This is a genomic window from Moraxella oblonga NBRC 102422 (assembly GCF_001598275.1).
GTDB classification, from domain to species: Bacteria; Pseudomonadota; Gammaproteobacteria; order Pseudomonadales; family Moraxellaceae; genus Moraxella; species Moraxella oblonga.
Genome location: NZ_BCYQ01000010.1, coordinates 48,126 through 67,247 on the forward strand (window position 1 = coordinate 48,126; position 19,122 = coordinate 67,247).

The following is a 19,122-nucleotide window of genomic DNA, read 5'->3' on the forward strand; positions in this document are numbered from 1 at the left end:
TAGTATGATGACACCAAACACAATGGCGGTAATTTACCGCTTTTGTGCGTTTTTGGTTGTTGATATTTAAGGTATTTTTTTGGTTTATGTTGCCCAGTATTTTTTCAAAAAAACCACTCTTTGTTCGCATGACCATTGGGTTTTTGGTGGTGGCTTTGATATTGATGCTTCTTGATGGCAAAAACCCAGCAAGATTCATGTTTTTGCGAGATATGGGGCATGCCATGATGCAACCTGTTTATCAGTCATCGGTAGGTGCATCTCATGTGATGAATTATGCCGAAAGTTCGGTTTATTCCAAAGAATCCTTACGCCGTGAAAATATCCGCCTACAAACCGAGCTGCTTCAAGCCCGTGCCAAATTACAAGTGCAAGATTATATTCTTGCTCAAAATGCTCGTTTAAATGGTATTTTATCCACAACCAGTGCTGACCGTTATGACATGACATTGGCTCGGGTGATTGGTACAGATTCCAACCCCCTAAAACAAATGGTGGTGATTGATAAAGGTGAAAAAGATGGTGTATTTATCGGGCAGACAGTGATTGATGAAAAGGGGGTGTTAGGACAAATTTTAAACACTTCCGCCAACACCAGTCGTCTGGTTTTTATCACTGATGAACAACAATCAGTAGCGGTGATTGTGGCTCGTACAGGACAGCGTGCGATGGTTTCAGGTGGGGGTACGCCTGACAGTTTGAGTTTGGATTATATTTTCAAATCAGCAGACGTGCAAGTGGGTGATGAGCTTATTTCATCAGGGCTTGGCGACCGTTTTCCAGCTGGCTATAAAGTGGGGACAGTCTCGGACATTGATACGACTCGTACTGATAACTTTGCCGACATCAAAGTTACGCCGTCCGCCAGCTTTTTAAACAGCAGTTACGTGCTGATTTTAAGACCTAAGCCCACCCAAGAGAAGCCCGCCTCCAAACCCACTAAGTCTACCAAACTCACCAAACAATCCACACAATCATGATGAACTCCAAACCCTTTCTTATTGCTGGTATGGTCATCAGTTTTGTGATGGCGATGGTGCTAAGTGTGTTTCCGCTCAAATACACCCTTGCCAGTATTCGCCCCATGTTTATGGTTATGGTATTGGCGTTTTGGGTGCTTTATCGCTCAACCATACTTGGCGTGTGGGTGGTGTTTTTGGTTGGGATAGTGGCAGATATTTTACTGGGAACACATTTAGGTCATCAGGCTTTTTGTGCCACACTCATGGCGTTTGTGTTACGTCTATTTTTGATTTATGCCAAACAACTAAGTCTTATGCAGGCATGGGTATTTGCAGGCGTGGGACTTGTTGTTTATCAAGTAGTTTTGTGGATTTTGCAGGCATTTTCTTATTATGATTTTGTGTGGACGGGTTTTGGTTCACTCATCACAAGCATTGCCCTGTTCCCACTTGTGTGGTACCCCTTGTATTGGGTGAATCACCAACACAAAGAGCGAGCTTATTGATGAATACACCAATCCTAATTACATTGGCGTCCACCTCCCCCAGAAGACGTGAGTTATTGGCAAATCTGGGTATGCCTTTTGAGGTCAAATCGGTGGCAATTGACGAAAATCCTCGTGTGGGTGAAATACCTCATGATTACATCATGCGTATGGTTCGTGCCAAAGCTGATACAGCGTGTCAAGATGTTGCCTGTGGCATTATCATCACGGCAGATACGATAGGGGTGATTGATGATGAGATTTTGACCAAGCCCATTGATAAAGCTCATGCTTTTATTATGTGGGATAAATTGTCAGACAAAACGCACCAGATTTGGACGGCGGTGTGTGCCACGGCGGTAAAAAATAACCAAATCATTTACCAAAAAATCATCAAAGTTAGCACAGATGTAGAGTTTGTTGCACTCACTCATGCACAAAAAGAGCGTTACTGGGCGACAGGTGAGCCTATTGACAAAGCAGGAGCATATGCCATTCAAGGTGGGGCAATGTCGTGGGTGCGTGCCATCAACGGCAGTTATACCAATGTGGTGGGTTTGCCACTGGCACAAACGGCAGAATTGATTGATGAATGTCTGGGGTATTTTGGATAAAAGCAAATTTAGCATCCAATACATCACCTACCATCTTGGGTTATTTATGGTATCTTTTACGCCATCTTGTTAAGCACCAATTTTTGTGGTATTTTTAATTTTTTGACAAGATGTTAAACTTCTTGTAAAACTTTGAATATCAAGAAAACCATTTGTGGTGAGAAAAGTCAAACCATAACTTTCTACCATGTGTAGGCAGGCTTGTGGTGAACAGAAAGTCTAGCATTGCAGGCAACTTATTCAATTTTAAACATCTCAATCCAATACCATTCATTTTTTATGAAGCAACTACTCATCACCAATCTATGCTACCCCCAAGTTGCCATCATGCGACAAGGGCGATTATGCCGATTGGTATCAGACAGTGAAATGGGGCAAGCTGGCGATATTTATTTGGCGAAAGTGGTGCGAGTATTGCCTGCGTTGGCGGTGGCATTTTTGGACATTGGTGAGGGCAAAAATGCCATATTAAGTTTGTTGGATATATCCATTACAGTGGGGCAACTACTCATCGTTCAGCTTAGCCGCCCTGCCCATGCCCAAAAAGGGGCGATTGCTACAACTGCCATCACATTATCATCACCTTATATCGTCTATAAGCCACAAGGGGCGGGGATAGGGGTGTCTACCAAACTTCCCAAAGATAAGGGAAATTTTTTAAAAAAACACCTAACTGATTGTTTAAAAAATTCATCCATTAAGGGTGGTGTGGTTGTTCGTACGCTCGCCCAAGACATTGATTCTGCGGTGCTGGTGGCACATATTTTATATTTATATGAGTGTTGGCAAGGTGTTTTGACCGCCAAAAGTATTAGTAAAACCCCACAGCGTCTATACCGCACGCCCTTGCCATTGGCGGTACTAAATGACGAAACGGGCATTACATCTTTACTCATTGACGATAGGGTGATGTATGACGAATGGCATACTTTTGTCAAACAGTATCTACCCAGTATTGACAGCGTAACCTATCATACCCCTAGCCTTTTTGATACATATCATGTATACACGCAGTTAAATAATGCCCTAAATGTTAGAGTGGATTTACCTTCGGGGGCATATTTGGTAATCAATGAATGTGAAGCAATGACGGTTATTGATGTCAATACAGGTTCGCTCACTAATTCATCAAAAAATATCATATATCAAGCCAATTTAGAAGCGGTACAAGCCGTTGCTGATGCGTTGATTTTGCGACAAATTGGGGGGTTGGTAGTGGTGGATTTGATAAACATGAAAAACCTAGATGACCAAAAGGCGATTTATCAAGCCTTTCAACAGGTCTTGGCTGATGATACCGCAAAAGTTGTGTTGGCACCGATGAGTCAGTTTGGTTTGATTGAGCTTAGTCGTGAACACCGATTATCCAGTTTATCTGATAAATATACTCATGATTGTTCCACTTGTCATGGTGTGGGCAAGGTCAAAACTCTACCAACCATTGCCCTTGCCATTGTTGCCAAATTGACGAGTCTAAGCCATACACTGACTGTCAAAGATGAGCTCATATTACGAGTTGGTGAGCGGTTGCACGCATTTTTAGCCAATGATGACACATTTAAAAGAACAATTGTAAACCTATCATGCTCATGTCATATCAAAATCATGGTGGATTATGCTGATGATAAATATGACATTTTGCAAAATAAATCCAGATAAACCCTTGCATTTGTAAGTTTTTCGTGTATAATACACCCACATTTATGTTTAGCGTTGCCATCATGTTAATGATATGATTAGATTTATGCAACGCCTACAGCCGAAGCATCGTTTTTGGCATGATAATTTAATGACTCTGTTGCTATCTACTCAGATAATGCAAACAGGGGTTGTTATTTTGCCTAAAAAATCTTGGCAACTTAAAACAGATGACTGACATCTTTTAGATAGAAGTTGAAAAAGAACTTAAATTTAGTAGGAGCTAGTTGGCATGGCTAACCAGAGAATCCGTATCCGCCTGAAGTCATTTGACCACCGTTTAATTGACCAGTCGGCACAAGAGATTGTTGATACGGCAAAGCGTACAGGAGCTCAAGTTTGTGGACCTGTTCCCTTGCCGACTCGTATTGAGCGGTTCAACGTATTGACATCACCACACGTCAATAAAGATGCTCGTGACCAGTATGAAATTCGCACCCACAAACGCATGATTGACATCGTGCAACCTACTGACAAAACAGTAGATGCACTGATGAAGTTGGATTTGGCAGCTGGTGTTGATGTTCAAATCGCCTTAGGCTAATTGAATCAACTGGTTTAATATAAACGATTAAGAAGTAAGAGGTCTAAAATGGCGATTGGTTTAGTCGGTATTAAGCGTGGTATGACCCGAATCTTCACTGAAGCAGGTGCATCTATTCCTGTAACAGTGGTTGAGGTCAACGCAAACCGCATTTCGCAAATCAAGACAGTAGATACTGATGGTTACAATGCAATCCAAGTTACCACTGGTGAGCGTCGTGAAAGTCGTGTAACTTCTGCTCAAAAAGGACACTTCGCAAAAGCTGGCGTACAAGCTGGTCGTGGTGTTTGGGAATTTCGTGCTGATGCAAACGAACTAGAAGGTCGTGAAGTTGGTGCAAGCTTTGGCGTTGAGACTTTTGAAGTTGGTCAAATTGTTGACGTAACTGGTCAATCCAAAGGTAAAGGTTTTCAAGGTGGTGTAAAACGCCATAACTTCCGTACCCAAGACGCGTCACACGGTAACTCTGTATCTCACCGTGTACTTGGTTCAACGGGTCAAAACCAGACTCCAGGTAAAGTCTTTAAAGGCAAAAAAATGCCTGGTCAAATGGGTAATAAGCGTGTTACCGTACAAGGTCTAGAAATCGTATCTATTGATACAGATAAAGGCTTGCTTGTTATCAAAGGTGCATTGCCTGGTGCTAATGGTGGCGATGTTATCGTCCGTCCGTCAGTGAAAGCCTAAGGGGATTTAACGTGAATTTAAAAACTGTTACAGGTGCGGCGGTTGAGCTATCAGAGACCACTTTTGGTCGTGCGTTCAACGAAGCGTTGGTACACCAAGTCGTAACTGCCTATTTGGCTGGTGCTCGTCAAGGTACTCGTGCCCAAAAAACTCGTGGCGAAGTATCTGGCGGTGGTAAAAAGCCATGGCGTCAAAAGGGTACAGGTCGTGCCAGAGCGGGTTCTATCCGTGGTCCAATCTGGGTTGGCGGTGGTCGTGCATTTGCAGCCAAGCCACAAGACTGGTCTCAAAAAGTAAACCGTAAAATGTATCGTGGTGCGATGCAGTGTATCCTAGCAGAGCTTGTGCGTCAAGAACGTTTGGTTTTGGTAGATAGCTTGACTGTGTCTGCACCAAAAACCAAAGAGCTTATTGCAAAACTTGCTGAGTTAAATGCTCCACGTGCATTGATTGTTAGCCACGAAGTTGATGAAAATCTATACTTGGCAGCTCGCAACATTCCACATGTGAATGTGCTTGGTACTCGTGAGGTTGATCCAGTAAGCTTGGTTTCTTTTGATAAAGTTATCATGACTGTAGAAGCTGCTAAGCAATTTGAGGAGGCACTAGCATGAGTAACGCAAGACTATATCAAGTGTTAAGAGCACCTGTCTTCTCTGAAAAATCCCAACGTCTTGGCGACAGTCTTGGTGTGCAAGTTTTCAAAGTTGACAGCAAAGCTACTAAACGTGAAATCAAACAAGCGGTTGAACTGATGTTTGAAGGTGTTGAAGTGGTAAAAGTAAATACCTTGAATGTTAAAGGCAAAACCAAGCGTTTTGGTAAAGTTGTCGGCAAGCGTTCTGACGTGAAAAAAGCGTATGTAACCCTAAAAGCAGGTTCAGACGTACAAATCGGTGCTGGTGAAGAAGCCACTGGCGAAACAGCGACTAACGAATAAGGATAATTATCATGCCTATCGTAAAAGCAAAACCTACCTCACCAGGCCGTCGCTTTGTTGAAAAAGTGGTGCATCCACACCTTTATAAAGGTCGTCCTTATGCACCACTTGTAGAATCAAAAGCTAAAACTGGTGGTCGTAACAACAACGGCCGTATCACTACCCGTCACATTGGTGGTGGTCACAAGCAACATTATCGTCTTATTGACTTCAAGCGCAACAAGGACGGTATCATTGCAACTGTTGAGCGTATTGAATATGACCCAAACCGTACTGCACATATTGCATTGTTGAAATATGCAGATGGTGAGCGTCGTTATATCATCGCACCTAAAAAATTGGCAGTAGGCGATCAGGTTCAATCTGGCGAAGGTTCTCCAATCCGTCCAGGTAACTGTTTGCCACTTAAAAATATCCCAGTGGGTACCACTATCCATAATATTGAACTTAAAATCGGTAAAGGTGCACAACTTGCACGTTCTGCTGGTGCTGGTGTTCAATTGCTTGGTCGTGATGGTGCTTATGTGATTGTTCGTTTGCGTTCAGGCGAAACTCGCCGTATTCATGCAAACTGCCGTGCGGTTATTGGTGAAGTATCTAACACCGAAAATAACCTAAGATCACTTGGTAAAGCAGGTGCGGCACGTTGGCGTGGTGTTCGTCCTACCGTTCGTGGTACGGCGATGAACCCGATTGATCACCCACACGGTGGTGGTGAAGGACGTAACTTTGGTAAACATCCAACGTCTCCTTGGGGTCAGAAAGCTAAGGGTCTTAAGACTCGTTCTAACAAGCGTACTGACAGCATGATTATCCGTCGCCGTCGTGCCAAGAAATAAGGAATAAGTTAATGCCTCGTTCGTTAAAAAAAGGCCCGTTTATTGACGCACATCTGTTTAACAAAGTTGAAGATGCTTTGGAATCAAACAGCCGTAAGCCAATCAAAACTTGGTCTCGTCGTTCTATGATTCTGCCACAAATGGTTGGTTTGACCATTTCTGTTCACAATGGCCGCACCCATGTACCAGTTATTGTGAGCGAGCAAATGGTTGGTCATAAACTTGGTGAATTCGCTCCGACCCGTAACTATCGTGGTCATGGCGTTGATAAGAAATCTAAGAGATAAGGTGTACCATGGAAGTAACTGCAAAATTACGTGGTGCCGCTATTTCGGCACAAAAAGTAAGATTGGTTGCGGACGAAGTTCGTGGTAAGCCAATTGAGCGTGCTTTGGACATTTTGACCTTTAGCAACAAAAAAGGTGCTAAATTGGTTAAAAAATGCCTACAATCAGCCATTGCTAATGCTGAGCATAATAATGGTTTGGATATTGATACTTTGCGTGTCTCTACCATTTATGTTGATGAGGGTATTACTTTGAAGCGTGTTATGCCTCGTGCCAAGGGTCGTGCTGACCGTATCAGCAAGCGTACTTGCCACATCACTGTTAAAGTAGGAGCATAATCATGGGTCAAAAAGTTCATCCAATCGGTATTCGTTTGGGCGTTATCAAAAAGCATAATGCTAACTGGTATGCCAACCCAAAGCAATACTCTGAATATTTGCTAAACGACTTTAAAGTGCGTGATTTTTTACGCAATAAACTAAAAGAAGCGATGGTTAGCAACATTAGCATTGAGCGTCCTACAGGTGCTGCGAAGATTACCATTCATTCAGCTCGTCCAGGTGTGATTATTGGTAAACAAGGTGCTGACATTGAAGCACTACAAAAAGACCTAACCAAGCTCATGGGTGTACCTGCTCAAGTAAACATCCAAGAAATCACTCAGCCTGATTTGGATGCTCGTTTGGTTGCAGTAGGCATCGCAAGTCAACTAGAACGCCGTGTGATGTTCCGTCGTGCGATGAAGCGCGCTGTACAAGGCACCATGCGTGCTGGTGCTGGTGGCATTAAAGTTGAGCTTTCTGGTCGTTTAGGTGGTGCTGAGATTGCTCGTACCGAATGGTATCGTGAAGGTCGTGTGCCACTACATACTCTGCGTGCTGACATTGATTATGCAGAAGTTCGTGCAGAAACCACTTATGGTACCATCGGTGTGAAAGTTTGGATTTTCCGTGGTGAAATCCTAGACGGCATGAACAGCGTTTACAATCCAGTTGCAGAGGACAAGACTCGTGCGCCGAAGCGTCGTGGTCGTACCAGCAACCGTCGTAATTCAGACAAGGGGTAAGCCATGTTACAACCAAAACGTACCAAATTCCGCAAAATGCACAAAGGTCGTAACACAGGCCTTGCCCAACGTGGTAACACTGTTGCATTTGGTGAGATTGGTCTAAAATCTATTGGTCGTGGTCGTATGACTGCTCGTCAAATTGAAGCAGCTCGTCGTACCATCACTCGTCGCATTAAGCGTGGCGGTAAAATTTGGATTCGTGTATTTCCAGATAAACCAATTACCGAAAAGCCTTTAGAAGTTCGTATGGGTAAAGGTAAAGGTCCAGTAGAGTACTGGGTAGCGGAAATTAAGCCAGGTAAAATGCTTTATGAAATCCAAGGTGTAAGTGAAGAACTTGCTCGTGAAGCATTGACGTTGGCTTCAGCCAAGTTACCTTTTAAAACCACTATTGTTAAACGGACGGTAATGTAATGAAAACAAGCGAATTACGTGAAAAATCAGTAGAAGAGCTGGCTACATTGCTTGACGAAAAGCAACTTGATGCGTTCCGTCTACGTATGGCAAAGGCAACAGGTCAGTTAGGTAATACCCATGAAGTCAAAGCAAACCGTCGTACAATTGCAAAAATTTTGACTTTGCTTAACGAAAAACAAAGGGGCGACGCATGAGCGAAAATACCCAAACCCAAGAAGTTGGCGTTGTAACTGGTAAAGTTATCAGCAACAAAATGGATAAGTCAATCACAGTCCTTGTTGAGCGCCAAATCCGCCATGAAAAGTATGGTAAGCAAGTTCGTCGTTCTACCAAGCTAAAAGCTCATGACGAGAACAATGTTTGCCAAGAAGGCGACATCGTACGCATTAAAGAAACTCGCCCAATTTCAAAGACCAAAACTTGGACTTTGGTGGACGTGGTGGAAACTGCGGTAAAAATTTAAGTTGTTTGCATTAAAAGTCATTTGCTAGTATAATAAACGTTTTATGATGTTTATCTATCAAATTTATGTAAAATGCATGAGTTTGGCAAGTGACTTTTATTGTATATTTATTTATGGAGTCATGCGATGATTCAGACTGAAACAATGCTGGAAGTTGCAGATAACAGTGGTGCAAGACGTGTACAGTGCATTAAAGTACTGGGTGGCTCGCATCGTCGTTACGCATCAGTTGGCGATATTATTAAAGTAACGGTTAAAGAAGCTATTCCACGTGGCCGCGTTAAAAAGGGCGATGTGATGAATGCGGTTGTCGTACGCACCAAAAAAGGTGTACGCCGTCCTGATGGTTCTGTTCTACGTTTTGACGATAATGCAGCAGTTATGCTAAATAACAACAAAGCTCCTATCGCAACTCGTATTTTTGGACCTGTTACCCGTGAACTACGTGGTGAACAATTCATGAAGATTGTTTCACTAGCACCAGAAGTACTGTAAATTCAGAGGCTATCTATGGCAAAGCTACGCAAAGGCGATACCGTGGTTGTGATTGCTGGCAAAGACAAAGGCAAGCAAGGCACAATTTTGGCGGTTAAGGCGGATCGTGTAAAAGTGGAAGGTATTAATATTGTTACCAAACACCAAAAACCTAACCAAATGTTGGGCAAAGAGGGTGGCATTATTAAGAAAGAAGCATTTCTACACATTTCAAATGTTGCGATTTATAACGCAAAAACCCAAAAAGCAGATCGTATTGCTTACCAAGTAAACGAAGAGGGCAAAAAAGTCCGCATCTATCGTTCTACTGGTGAAGTAGTGGCGACTGCATAAGAAGCTAAGGGTATTAGTAATGGCAAGATTAAAATCTTTATATAATGAAAAACTAAAACAGCAAATCAAAGATGAGCTGGGTTTAGAAAATGTAATGCAAGTGCCAAAAATCACCAAAATTACCCTAAATATGGGTGTAGGTGGTGCTGCACAAGATAAAAAACTGCTTGAAGGTGCATTGGCTGATATGACTGTTATTGCTGGTCAAAAGCCAGTTGTTACCAAAGCTCGCAAGTCAGTTGCAGGCTTTAAAATCCGTGAAGAGTGGCCAATTGGTTGTAAAGTTACTCTTCGTGGCGACCAAATGTATGAATTCCTAGATCGCTTAATTGCCATTGCAATTCCTCGTATCCGTGATTTTCGTGGTTTTTCAGCCAAAGCGTTTGATGGTCGTGGTAACTATTCTTTAGGTATTAAAGAACAAATCGTTTTCCCTGAAGTGGATTTTGATAAGATTGACCGCATTCGTGGTCTTGACATCACCATCACAACGACTGCTACCAATGACGATCAAGGTCGTGCATTGCTAAAAGCATTCGGTTTCCCATTTAGATAAGGTAAACGTTATGGCTAAAATGAGCATGATTAATCGCGAGCTAAAACGCGAAAAATGTGTGGCTAAGTATGCCGAGAAGCGTGCAGCCCTAAAAGCAATTATCAATGATTCTAAGGCGAGTGATGAAGAGCGCTTAGAAGCGATGCTAGCACTTCAAGCATTGCCACGTAATTCATCACCAGTTCGTCTACGCAATCGTTGTGGTTTGACTGGTCGTCCACATGGATTTTTCCGTAAATTTGGTTTGTCACGTAACAAATTGCGTGAGCGTGTAATGCAAGGTGATGTACCTGGCGTTCGCAAAGCGAGCTGGTAAGGAGTGTCGCAATGAGTATGCAAGATCCAGTTGCTGATATGCTAACCCGCATTCGCAACGCACAATCAAGAAATAAACCATCTGTCAGTATGCCTGCTTCAAAACTACGCAAATCTATCGCTGACTTATTGGTTGCTGAGGGCTATTTGACCTCTGCCGAGTTAATAGAAGGCGAGAATGGTAAAAAGCTTCTAAATATTGAACTAAAATACTACCAAGGCAAAGGCGTTATCGCTCAATTGAAACGTTATAGCCGTCCTGGTCTTCGTCAGTATCGCAGTAAAGATGATCTACCGAGTGTTCAAAAAGGTTTGGGTGTTGCCATCATCTCTACCAGCAAAGGTTTGATGAGTGACCGTGCTGCACGTGCCGCTGGCATTGGTGGTGAAGTGATTGCGTTAGTTGCTTAATTACTAACAAAAATTACATAAAATAAAAAATCCTTAGTTTACTCTAAGGATTTTTTATGGTATAATAAAAAACTGTTTTGAATGTAGTTTTTAAACATTCAATATTGGTCATATTACCATTTTGGTAATTATTGTAATTGTTAAGGAATTTCCTATGTCTCGTGTGGCTAAAGCCCCAGTAACGCTACCTGCGGGTACTAGTGTTACTTTGAACGGTCGGCAGGTTGAAGTTAAAGGCAAGAATGGTTCATTGTCTTTACACCTGCATGATTTGGTCGAGCTCAAGCAAGAAGATAACATTGTTACACTTGCTCCTGTTAAAGATACCAAAGAAGCGTGGATGCACACAGGTACTGTGCGTGCATTACTAAACAACATGGTGAATGGTGTTACTAATGGTTTTGAGCGTCGCCTACAACTGATTGGTGTTGGTTATCGTGTACAAAACATCACTGGCAACCAAATCACTCTAAGTCTTGGTTACTCTCACCCTATTGAATACACTCTTCCAGAGGGCGTGACTGCTGAAAACCCAAGCCAAACTGAAATCGTGCTAAGATCTAGCGATAAACAAAAATTGGGTCAAGCAGCAGCTAAAATTCGTAGCTTCCGTCCGCCAGAGCCTTATAAAGGTAAAGGTGTTCGTTATAGCGATGAAGTAGTTCTTCGTAAAGAAGCTAAGAAAAAATAAGTAAGGTGAGCAAAAATGTTTGATAAAAAATCAGCTCGTCTTCGCCGAGCAAAGAAAACCCGTGCACATATCCGTCAATTGGGTGCAAACCGTTTGACTGTTACTCGTACACCACGTCATATCTATGCACAAGTAATTTCGCCAACAGGTGGTATTGTACTTGCACAAGCATCTACTTTAGATGCCAGTTTGCGTTCTGGTGCAACAGGTAATGTTGAGGCAGCTAAAGCAGTCGGTGCATTGATTGCAGAGCGTGCAAAAGCTGTTGGTATTACTAAGGTTGCTTTTGACCGTAGTGGTTTTAAATATCATGGCCGTGTTAAAGCGCTTGCTGACGCTGCTCGTGAAAACGGATTGGAGTTCTAATCATGGCAAAAATTGAACAAACTGATGGTTTGGTAGAAAAGTTGGTTGCCGTTGACCGTGTTGCTAAAGTTGTAAAAGGTGGTCGTATTTTTTCTTTCACCGCTTTGACAGTAGTTGGTGACGGTAACGGTCGTGTGGGCTTTGGTCGCGGTAAGGCTCGTGAAGTGCCTGCTGCTATTCAAAAAGCACTTGAGGCTGCCAAACGTAATATGATTACCGTTGAGCTTGCAGGTCATACTCTACAACACCCAATTCATGCTCGTCATGGTGCTTCAAAAGTATATATGCAACCAGCCTCTGAGGGTACTGGTGTTATTGCTGGCGGTGCAATGCGTGCTGTGCTTGAAGTTGCTGGCGTTCAGAACGTTTTAGCAAAATGTTATGGTTCAACCAATGCTGCCAATGTGGTGCAAGCAACTTTTAAAGGTTTGCGTGATATGGTTTCACCAGAGCAAGTTGCTGCTAAACGTGGTAAGTCTGTCGAAGAAATTTTGGGCTAAGGAGTAGGTGAGTTTTATGAAAACTATGAAAATTACTCAAACTAAGTCTAGTTCTCACCGTTTGGCAAGCCATAAAGCCTGTCTAAAAGGTTTGGGGCTACGTCGTATTGGGCATACTGTTGAAGTTGAGGATACTCCTTCTACTCGTGGTATGGTGAACCGTGTAAATTACATGGTTAAGGTGGAGGAAGCGTAATGGGTCTTCGTTTGAATGAATTGGCACCTGCCATCGGTGCAAAAAAGACCGCTCAACGTCGTGGTCGCGGTATTGGTTCTGGTATTGGTAAAACTGGTGGTCGTGGTATTAAAGGTCAAACCTCACGCTCTGGTTCTAGTATTCCAGCAGGTTTTGAAGGCGGTCAAATGCCTATCTATCGCCGTCTACCAAAATTTGGTTTCACTTCACAATTGGCTTTGGAAACTGCCGAAGTTCGTTTGTCTGAATTGAACAAAATTGAAGGCAACGAAGTAACTGTTGAAACGCTAAAAGCTGCTAATATTATTCGTGGCGATATGAAGCGCGCTCGCATTATTTTGTCTGGTAAGGTTGATCGTGCCTTAACTTTTAAGGGCGTGAAAGTTACTAAAGGTGCAAAAGAAGCCATTGTTGCCGTTGGCGGTAGCGTTGAGGAATAATCAATGAGTAAGCAGTTGGCGTCCAAAGCGGGCATACCGCTAAATCCATTAGCATTTATTCGTAAATACGATGAGCTGTGGAATCGTATGTTGTTTTTGCTGGGGGCGTTGATTGTTTATCGCTTTGGATCACATATACCAGTGCCGGGCATTAATCCAATTGAGCTAGCTGCCTTTTTTACTAAAGGTAAAGATACTTTTTTAGGCATGTTCAACATGTTTTCAGGTGGCTCTTTAGAGCGTATGTCTATTATGGCACTGGGGATTATGCCCTATATTTCTGCATCAATTGTAGTGCAAATGCTTTCAGCCATCATACCTTCTTTGGAAGCATTAAAAAAAGAGGGTGAGGTTGGTCGTAGAACAATCAGTAAATACACAAGGCAGGGTGCTTTGGTCTTGTCTTTTGTGCAGGCAGTGGGTATGTCCACCATGTTGCTGTCAGGCGGCATGACCTTAACTACGGGGTTAGCGTTTTATATTCCTGCTGTCAGTTCATTGGTTGCTGGTTCTATGTTTTTGATGTGGCTTGGTGAGCAAATTACCGAAAGAGGTATTGGTAATGGCATCTCGATGTTGATATTAGCAAGCATTGTTGCCAGTGCACCAACAATGATTTCTCAGGCATTTGGTCAAAATAGTAACTTGCTTGTGATGTTGGTTTTTGGATTGGTTGCTATTGCTGTTGTAGCGGCAATAGTATACATTGAGCGAGCTCAGCGTCGTGTACCTGTCAATTATGCTCAAAAGCAACAAGAGGGGCGTAAAGTTTATGCTCAACAACAGTCACATTTGCCATTAAAGTTAAATATGGCTGGAGTAATCCCTGCAATTTTTGCTAGCTCTTTGCTATTATTACCTGCAAGCCTTGGGCAGTTTGGTGGTTCGTCAACAGAGCCTACAAAATTTCAGGTATTTTTACAAAATGTCTCGTTGGTGTTGCAACCGGGTAGTCCTTTATACCTACTATTATTTGGTGCATTAATCATATTTTTCTGTTATTTTTATACGGCTTTAATGTTTAATCCCAAAGAAGTGGCAGAAAACTTGAAACGTAGTGGTGCATATATCCCGGGCATTAGACCTGGCCAGCAAACAAAACGTTATTTGGATTTTGTTTTAAATCGCCTTACCTTTATTGGTGCGATGTATATGGCAATTATTTGTTTGATGCCAATGGTGGCTCAATCATCATTTAACATGGCAATTCCATTAGGTGGCACATCTTTACTCATTATGGTTGTGGTTTTGATGGATTTTATTGCTCAGTTACAAGCCCACCTCATGACGCATCAGTACCATGATCAAACATTAATTAAATCATCTTAAAGATGAGTTTTAGGAGCATGAAATGAAAGTTCAAGCATCAGTAAAAAGAATTTGTGGCAGTTGCAAAATTGTACGTCGCAAAGGTCAAGTTCTTGTGATTTGCAGTTCTGAACCACGTCATAAGCAACGTCAGGGTTAATTACAAATTAACACTTGAAAAAATATGGCGAATGATGTATCATCTCTCGCCTAAACTGCCATGATAATTGGCAAATATCTTGATGCAAATATTTATATTTGTAGTAAATGGAGAAAATCAATGGCTCGTATTGCCGGTGTAAACATTCCGGACAACAAACACGCTGTGATTTCATTAACTTATATTTTTGGTATTGGACGTACTACTGCTAAGGCTATCTTGGCAAAGGTAGGTATCCAAGAAACAACAAAAATTGGTCAGTTAGATGATGCACAGTTAGATGCTGTCCGTGCAGAAGTTGCAAATTACACAACTGAGGGCGACCTTAGACGTGAAATTTCAATGAATATTAAGCGTTTAGTGGATTTGGGTTGCTATCGTGGTCTTCGTCACCGCCGTGGTCTACCTGTCCGTGGTCAACGCACTAAAACCAACGCGCGTACCCGTAAAGGTCCACGCAAAGCAATTAAAAAGTAATTAATTAGGAAGCTAAAAGATGGCAAAAGACACTCGTAGCCGCAAAAAAGTGGCTCGTCGTTCGGTATCTGAGGGTATCGCCCACATTCACGCGTCTTTTAATAACACCATTGTAACCATTACTGATCGTCAAGGTAATGCATTGGCTTGGGCCACTTCAGGTGGACAAGGCTTCCGTGGTTCACGTAAATCTACGCCATTTGCCGCACAGGTTGCAGCTGAGGTTGCAGGTAAAACTGCCCAAGAAACTTATGGTGTTAAAAATATTGATGTCTTGGTAAAAGGTCCAGGACCAGGTCGTGAGTCTGCGGTTCGTGCATTAGGTTCATTGGGTTATAAAATTAACAGCATTAGTGATGTAACACCAATTCCACATAATGGTTGTCGCCCACCTAAGAAACGTCGTGTTTAAGGAGAAAGATTCATGGCCCGTTATATTGGTCCTAAATTAAAATTATCACGTCGTGAAGGTACTGATTTACAATTAAAATCAGGCGTTAAGGCGTATGATGTAAAAACAAAAAAATCAGGTCGTGTACCTGGTCAGCATGGCAACAGCCAAAATAAAAGCTCTGAATATGCATCTCAGCTTCGTGAAAAACAAAAAGTTAAACGTATGTATGGTGTATTGGAGCGTCAGTTTTCTAACTATTATCAAGAAGCTGCTCGTCTACGTGGTGCAACTGGCGAAAACTTGTTAGTTATGCTAGAACGCCGTTTGGATAATGTTGTTTATCGTATGGGTTTTGGTGCTACTCGTGCTGAGGCTCGCCAACTTGTTAGTCACCGTGCTGTTTTGCTTAAAAAGGCAGGTCGTGATGAGTTTGTACGTGTAAATATTCCTTCAATTCAAGTGCAAGACGGTGATGTGATTGCTATTCATGAAAAGTCAAAAGAGCAATTGCGTATCAAGAATGCTATTGAATTGGCATCTCAACGTGGCATTCCAGAGTGGTTGGAAGTTGATCACAGCAAACTACAGGGCACTTTCAAAACTGCACCAGAGCGTAGCGAATTGCCAGCTGAAATCAACGAACACTTGATTGTTGAGCTATACTCTAAATAATTAATGAACTAATCGAGGTGACACTATGACAAATGCAACAGAGTTTCTAATACCAAACACAATCAGTGTTGATTTGGTCAATGAAACAACTGCTAAGGTCACGCTCGAGCCGTTAGAACGTGGCTTTGGGCATACACTGGGTAATGCTCTACGTCGCATTCTACTTTCTTCACTTTCTGGTGCTGCAGTTGTAGAAGCTGAAATTGAAGGTGTGAATCACGAGTATTCTACCTTAGAGGGTCTACAAGAAGATGTGCTTGATTTGTTGTTGAACCTGAAAGGTTTAGCGATTGTTTTGCACGATCAAAATGAAGCATATCTAACTGTAGATAAACAAGGTCCTTGTATTGTTACTGCTGCCGATTTGGAGTTACCACATAATGTTGAGATTGCCAACCCTAATTTGGTACTTGCAACATTGAGTGAGCGTGGACATCTGAAAATGCGTCTACGTGTGGTGATGGGTCGGGGTTATGAACCAGCTAATCAGCATCGTAGTAACCATGATAAGGCGATCGGGCACTTGAAGTTGGATGCAAGTTTTAGTCCAATTTTGCGGGTGGCTTATGACGTAGAAAATGCCCGTGTTGAGCAACGTACTGATTTGGATAAACTTATTATTGAGCTTGAAACCAATGGTACGATAGATCCAGAAGAGGCAATTCGTAAAGCAGCAACTATCTTACAGCAACAGATTTCTGTTTTTGTTAATTTGGAAGCTGAAGAAGCTCCCGAGCCAGTGAAAGAGAAAGAAGAGATTGATCCTGCACTACTTCGTCCAGTAGATGATCTTGAACTAACGGTTCGTTCAGCAAACTGCTTAAAAGCAGAGAATATTTATTATATTGGCGATTTGGTGCAACGCTCCGAAACAGAGCTTCTTAAGACACCAAATTTAGGTAAGAAGTCATTAACTGAAATCAAAGACGTGCTTGCGTCTAAAGGTTTAGAACTTGGTATGCGCCTAGATAACTGGCCACCAAGTGATTTGCGAGTTGATGATCGTTATTCTTATCGTAGCCGTTAACCTAAAGGATACTGACCATGCGACATCGTAACAGCGGAGTCAAGCTAGGCCGTACTAGCAGTCATCGTAAAGCCATGTTTCAAAACATGACTAACTCATTGTTTGAGCATGAGCTTATTAAAACTACTTTGGTAAAAGCCAAAGAATTGCGCCGTGTAGCTGAACCACTCATTACATTGGCAAAAGAGGATAGCGTTGCAAATCGCCGTTTGGCTTTCAATCGCACTCGTAATAAAGCCATTGTTGGTAAACTATTTACCGAATTAGGACCTCGCTACAAAGCTCGTCCAGGCGGTTATCTGCGCATCATCAAGTGTGGCTATCGTGATGGCGATAACGCACCTATGGCTTATGTGGAGTTGGTTGACCGCCCATAATTGGCAATTCAATCAAAAGCAAACCCTAAACTGATTTAGGGTTTGCTTTTTTATACTTTAGGGGAGTTGTAAGTGAGTGATGTTGATTGCTCTGTAATTATGGATTTGTAATTATTTTTTCTGACCAATACCAAAATAATCACCAGTAAGCTGAGCGATGTCTTTATTACTGAGTATGTTTTTGGCATCAAAGATGGGAATACTGTATTTATTTAGTTCATGAATATTGGGCGGATTTAGTTCAGACCAATTGATGATAAATAAACCATCAATATGATTGAGTTGATAGGGATTGTCAGTAATTTGTAATAATGACTGATTTTCGTAAATTTGTTGAAACTCTGATTTTGTATTGCTTAGATAAAGCACGGTCTTAATATCATAAGACCAGAGTAATTTTAACAGAGGATGAATGGCAGAATTGGTGCTAAGTCCCGCACCAGTGCGATAACCTGCTCCCCATATCATGACGGTTTTTTGTTCGATAAAGCCGTTGAAATATCGCCAAAATTTACGGAAAATTAATTCTTTTTGGTCTTCGTTAATCATTAAAACCGCATTTAATACATTGGATTTGACGTGTTGTGCATCAAATTGTTGTTTGAGCAAATGAAGCTCATTGGGTAAGCTTTTGCCTCCAAATCCCCATCCTGCTCCCAAATAAGCTGAACCAATGCGACTGTCCGAACCTATGATTTTCTCAATCTCTTTGATGTTGATATCTTCTTTATCGGCAAGGCGTGCGATTTCATTTATGAATGATACGCGAGTTGCTAACATTGCCATAATGCTAGAACGAGCAAATTCGATAGTTTTTATTGTATTGATTTGGCATTTTTTAGCTTGGGATTTGATGAGTGATACAATTTCACACTGTGTCACACTATTTGGTGTTTTTTCACCAATAATCACCAAGTCAGATTGATAAAAGCTGTTAAAATTCGCTCCATCTTTCATGAAGATGAAAGGTAAGTAATACACCCATTTACTCACCAACTGATTGGCGATGGCTTGCATGGTGCCGATGGTTCCCATGCCACTTAGAATGATTTGGCTGTGTGGGCTGTTTTGGTGATGAATGAAAGCTTTTAATGTTTCGTCATCTATATCGTCAATAAATAGCCAAATTAACCCTGCTTGTACTTGATTAAAAGAGTTGATTAAATCATTGCAATTGTAATGATGGATTTTTTTGGCATTGACATAGAGTGACCAAAGGGCGTTAATCTGTGGGTCAAACCTATAATGAGACAAGGTGTCATTAATAGTATTTTGTTGACCAAAAAAATGCACATTTTTACCCAGACTGGCAAGTAAAATGCCTGCGTTAATGGCTTCGTGATTGGTGCCGATGATATAAGCGCTGTCATGTATTTTCATTAAGTCATCTCTTGTTGGT

General features: G+C 41.9%; 33 protein-coding genes. 32 read left to right on the forward strand and 1 reads right to left on the reverse strand.

Annotated features, from left to right (window positions below; genetic code table 11):
* The first annotated feature begins 86 nt into the window (after window positions 1–86).
* The 32 genes from mreC to rplQ all read left to right on the forward strand — a co-directional run bounded on the left by mreC (window position 87) and on the right by rplQ (window position 17,723).
* Window positions 87–980 carry a rod shape-determining protein MreC gene (mreC, locus tag MOB01S_RS03765; RefSeq protein WP_066801803.1) on the forward strand — a complete coding sequence of 298 codons (894 nt, stop codon included), beginning with the start codon at window positions 87–89 and terminating at the stop codon, window positions 978–980.
* Window positions 977–1,468 (forward strand): rod shape-determining protein MreD, encoded by a 492-nt coding sequence (mreD, locus tag MOB01S_RS03770; RefSeq protein WP_084349606.1) that lies wholly within the window; start codon window positions 977–979, stop codon window positions 1,466–1,468. Before mreC ends, mreD begins: the two co-directional genes overlap by 4 nt.
* Window positions 1,468–2,061 (forward strand): Maf family protein, encoded by a 594-nt coding sequence (locus MOB01S_RS03775; RefSeq protein ID WP_066801806.1) that lies wholly within the window; start codon window positions 1,468–1,470, stop codon window positions 2,059–2,061. The genes mreD and MOB01S_RS03775 overlap by 1 nt, the downstream gene beginning before the upstream one ends.
* Before the next feature lie 279 nt (window positions 2,062–2,340).
* Window positions 2,341–3,720 carry a ribonuclease E/G gene (locus tag MOB01S_RS03780; protein ID WP_066801808.1) on the forward strand — a complete coding sequence of 460 codons (1,380 nt, stop codon included), beginning with the start codon at window positions 2,341–2,343 and terminating at the stop codon, window positions 3,718–3,720.
* 271 nt (window positions 3,721–3,991) lie between these two features.
* Window positions 3,992–4,303 (forward strand): 30S ribosomal protein S10, encoded by a 312-nt coding sequence (gene rpsJ, locus MOB01S_RS03785; RefSeq protein WP_003656991.1) that lies wholly within the window; start codon window positions 3,992–3,994, stop codon window positions 4,301–4,303.
* Between the two features lie 48 nt (window positions 4,304–4,351).
* On the forward strand, window positions 4,352–4,990 hold the full coding sequence (rplC, locus tag MOB01S_RS03790) for a 50S ribosomal protein L3 (protein ID WP_066801809.1): 639 nt from the start codon (window positions 4,352–4,354) through the stop codon (window positions 4,988–4,990).
* A gap of 11 nt (window positions 4,991–5,001) precedes the next feature.
* Window positions 5,002–5,604 carry a 50S ribosomal protein L4 gene (gene rplD / locus MOB01S_RS03795; RefSeq protein WP_066801811.1) on the forward strand — a complete coding sequence of 201 codons (603 nt, stop codon included), beginning with the start codon at window positions 5,002–5,004 and terminating at the stop codon, window positions 5,602–5,604.
* Window positions 5,601–5,930, forward strand: a complete 330-nt coding sequence (rplW, locus tag MOB01S_RS03800; protein WP_066801813.1) for a 50S ribosomal protein L23 — start codon at window positions 5,601–5,603, stop codon at window positions 5,928–5,930. The genes rplD and rplW overlap by 4 nt, the downstream gene beginning before the upstream one ends.
* An 11-nt stretch (window positions 5,931–5,941) precedes the next feature.
* Window positions 5,942–6,769 (forward strand): 50S ribosomal protein L2, encoded by an 828-nt coding sequence (rplB, locus tag MOB01S_RS03805; protein ID WP_066801815.1) that lies wholly within the window; start codon window positions 5,942–5,944, stop codon window positions 6,767–6,769.
* Window positions 6,770–6,780: 11 nt separating this feature from the next.
* Complete coding sequence (rpsS, locus tag MOB01S_RS03810) at window positions 6,781–7,056, forward strand: 30S ribosomal protein S19 (RefSeq protein WP_066801817.1); 276 nt, start codon at window positions 6,781–6,783, stop codon at window positions 7,054–7,056.
* An 8-nt stretch (window positions 7,057–7,064) separates the two neighbouring features.
* Window positions 7,065–7,394, forward strand: coding sequence for a 50S ribosomal protein L22 (gene rplV, locus MOB01S_RS03815; RefSeq protein WP_066801819.1), 330 nt, complete (start codon window positions 7,065–7,067; stop codon window positions 7,392–7,394).
* Window positions 7,395–7,396: 2 nt separating this feature from the next.
* Complete coding sequence (rpsC, locus tag MOB01S_RS03820) at window positions 7,397–8,122, forward strand: 30S ribosomal protein S3 (protein ID WP_066801821.1); 726 nt, start codon at window positions 7,397–7,399, stop codon at window positions 8,120–8,122.
* Window positions 8,123–8,125: 3 nt separating this feature from the next.
* Window positions 8,126–8,539, forward strand: coding sequence for a 50S ribosomal protein L16 (gene rplP / locus MOB01S_RS03825; protein WP_029102635.1), 414 nt, complete (start codon window positions 8,126–8,128; stop codon window positions 8,537–8,539).
* Window positions 8,539–8,736: a 50S ribosomal protein L29 gene (rpmC, locus tag MOB01S_RS03830; RefSeq protein WP_029102636.1), complete on the forward strand. Its 198-nt coding sequence runs from the start codon at window positions 8,539–8,541 to the stop codon at window positions 8,734–8,736. Before rplP ends, rpmC begins: the two co-directional genes overlap by 1 nt.
* Window positions 8,733–9,005: a 30S ribosomal protein S17 gene (gene rpsQ, locus MOB01S_RS03835; RefSeq protein ID WP_066801826.1), complete on the forward strand. Its 273-nt coding sequence runs from the start codon at window positions 8,733–8,735 to the stop codon at window positions 9,003–9,005. The genes rpmC and rpsQ overlap by 4 nt, the downstream gene beginning before the upstream one ends.
* A gap of 126 nt (window positions 9,006–9,131) precedes the next feature.
* Complete coding sequence (gene rplN / locus MOB01S_RS03840; protein ID WP_066801827.1) at window positions 9,132–9,500, forward strand: 50S ribosomal protein L14; 369 nt, start codon at window positions 9,132–9,134, stop codon at window positions 9,498–9,500.
* Window positions 9,501–9,515: 15 nt separating this feature from the next.
* Window positions 9,516–9,833, forward strand: coding sequence for a 50S ribosomal protein L24 (gene rplX, locus MOB01S_RS03845; RefSeq protein ID WP_066801829.1), 318 nt, complete (start codon window positions 9,516–9,518; stop codon window positions 9,831–9,833).
* A gap of 19 nt (window positions 9,834–9,852) precedes the next feature.
* Window positions 9,853–10,389: a 50S ribosomal protein L5 gene (gene rplE, locus MOB01S_RS03850; RefSeq protein ID WP_066801831.1), complete on the forward strand. Its 537-nt coding sequence runs from the start codon at window positions 9,853–9,855 to the stop codon at window positions 10,387–10,389.
* A gap of 10 nt (window positions 10,390–10,399) precedes the next feature.
* Entirely contained in the window at window positions 10,400–10,705 is a 306-nt protein-coding gene (gene rpsN, locus MOB01S_RS03855) for a 30S ribosomal protein S14 (RefSeq protein ID WP_066801832.1), read from the forward strand.
* Window positions 10,706–10,716: 11 nt separating this feature from the next.
* On the forward strand, window positions 10,717–11,115 hold the full coding sequence (gene rpsH / locus MOB01S_RS03860) for a 30S ribosomal protein S8 (protein ID WP_066801834.1): 399 nt from the start codon (window positions 10,717–10,719) through the stop codon (window positions 11,113–11,115).
* Between the two features lie 154 nt (window positions 11,116–11,269).
* A complete protein-coding gene (rplF, locus tag MOB01S_RS03865; protein WP_066801837.1) occupies window positions 11,270–11,806 on the forward strand; it encodes a 50S ribosomal protein L6 in 537 nt (178 codons plus the stop codon).
* 15 nt (window positions 11,807–11,821) lie between these two features.
* Window positions 11,822–12,172, forward strand: a complete 351-nt coding sequence (gene rplR, locus MOB01S_RS03870) for a 50S ribosomal protein L18 (RefSeq protein WP_066801839.1) — start codon at window positions 11,822–11,824, stop codon at window positions 12,170–12,172.
* Between the two features lie 2 nt (window positions 12,173–12,174).
* A complete protein-coding gene (gene rpsE, locus MOB01S_RS03875) occupies window positions 12,175–12,672 on the forward strand; it encodes a 30S ribosomal protein S5 (protein WP_066801841.1) in 498 nt (165 codons plus the stop codon).
* 16 nt (window positions 12,673–12,688) lie between these two features.
* Entirely contained in the window at window positions 12,689–12,868 is a 180-nt protein-coding gene (rpmD, locus tag MOB01S_RS03880; protein ID WP_066801842.1) for a 50S ribosomal protein L30, read from the forward strand.
* On the forward strand, window positions 12,868–13,308 hold the full coding sequence (rplO, locus tag MOB01S_RS03885; RefSeq protein WP_066801845.1) for a 50S ribosomal protein L15: 441 nt from the start codon (window positions 12,868–12,870) through the stop codon (window positions 13,306–13,308). Before rpmD ends, rplO begins: the two co-directional genes overlap by 1 nt.
* 3 nt (window positions 13,309–13,311) lie before the next feature.
* Window positions 13,312–14,637: a preprotein translocase subunit SecY gene (gene secY, locus MOB01S_RS03890; RefSeq protein WP_066801846.1), complete on the forward strand. Its 1,326-nt coding sequence runs from the start codon at window positions 13,312–13,314 to the stop codon at window positions 14,635–14,637.
* Between the two features lie 22 nt (window positions 14,638–14,659).
* Complete coding sequence (gene rpmJ, locus MOB01S_RS12125) at window positions 14,660–14,776, forward strand: 50S ribosomal protein L36 (protein WP_084349607.1); 117 nt, start codon at window positions 14,660–14,662, stop codon at window positions 14,774–14,776.
* Window positions 14,777–14,896: 120 nt separating this feature from the next.
* Window positions 14,897–15,253 carry a 30S ribosomal protein S13 gene (rpsM, locus tag MOB01S_RS03895; RefSeq protein WP_066801847.1) on the forward strand — a complete coding sequence of 119 codons (357 nt, stop codon included), beginning with the start codon at window positions 14,897–14,899 and terminating at the stop codon, window positions 15,251–15,253.
* Window positions 15,254–15,272: 19 nt separating this feature from the next.
* Entirely contained in the window at window positions 15,273–15,665 is a 393-nt protein-coding gene (gene rpsK, locus MOB01S_RS03900; RefSeq protein ID WP_066801848.1) for a 30S ribosomal protein S11, read from the forward strand.
* A 12-nt stretch (window positions 15,666–15,677) separates the two neighbouring features.
* The gene (gene rpsD, locus MOB01S_RS03905) at window positions 15,678–16,319 is read left to right on the forward strand and encodes a 30S ribosomal protein S4 (protein ID WP_066801849.1); all 642 of its coding nucleotides are present in this window, start codon (window positions 15,678–15,680) and stop codon (window positions 16,317–16,319) included.
* A 25-nt stretch (window positions 16,320–16,344) separates the two neighbouring features.
* Window positions 16,345–17,346: a DNA-directed RNA polymerase subunit alpha gene (locus tag MOB01S_RS03910; RefSeq protein ID WP_066801851.1), complete on the forward strand. Its 1,002-nt coding sequence runs from the start codon at window positions 16,345–16,347 to the stop codon at window positions 17,344–17,346.
* A gap of 17 nt (window positions 17,347–17,363) precedes the next feature.
* A complete protein-coding gene (gene rplQ, locus MOB01S_RS03915; protein ID WP_066801853.1) occupies window positions 17,364–17,723 on the forward strand; it encodes a 50S ribosomal protein L17 in 360 nt (119 codons plus the stop codon).
* Window positions 17,724–17,834: 111 nt separating this feature from the next.
* Here rplQ and MOB01S_RS03920 read toward each other — a convergent pair whose 3' ends face one another.
* Window positions 17,835–19,103: a UDP-glucose 6-dehydrogenase gene (locus MOB01S_RS03920; RefSeq protein ID WP_245639992.1), complete on the reverse strand. Its 1,269-nt coding sequence runs from the start codon at window positions 19,101–19,103 to the stop codon at window positions 17,835–17,837.
* Window positions 19,104–19,122: the final 19 nt, after the last annotated feature.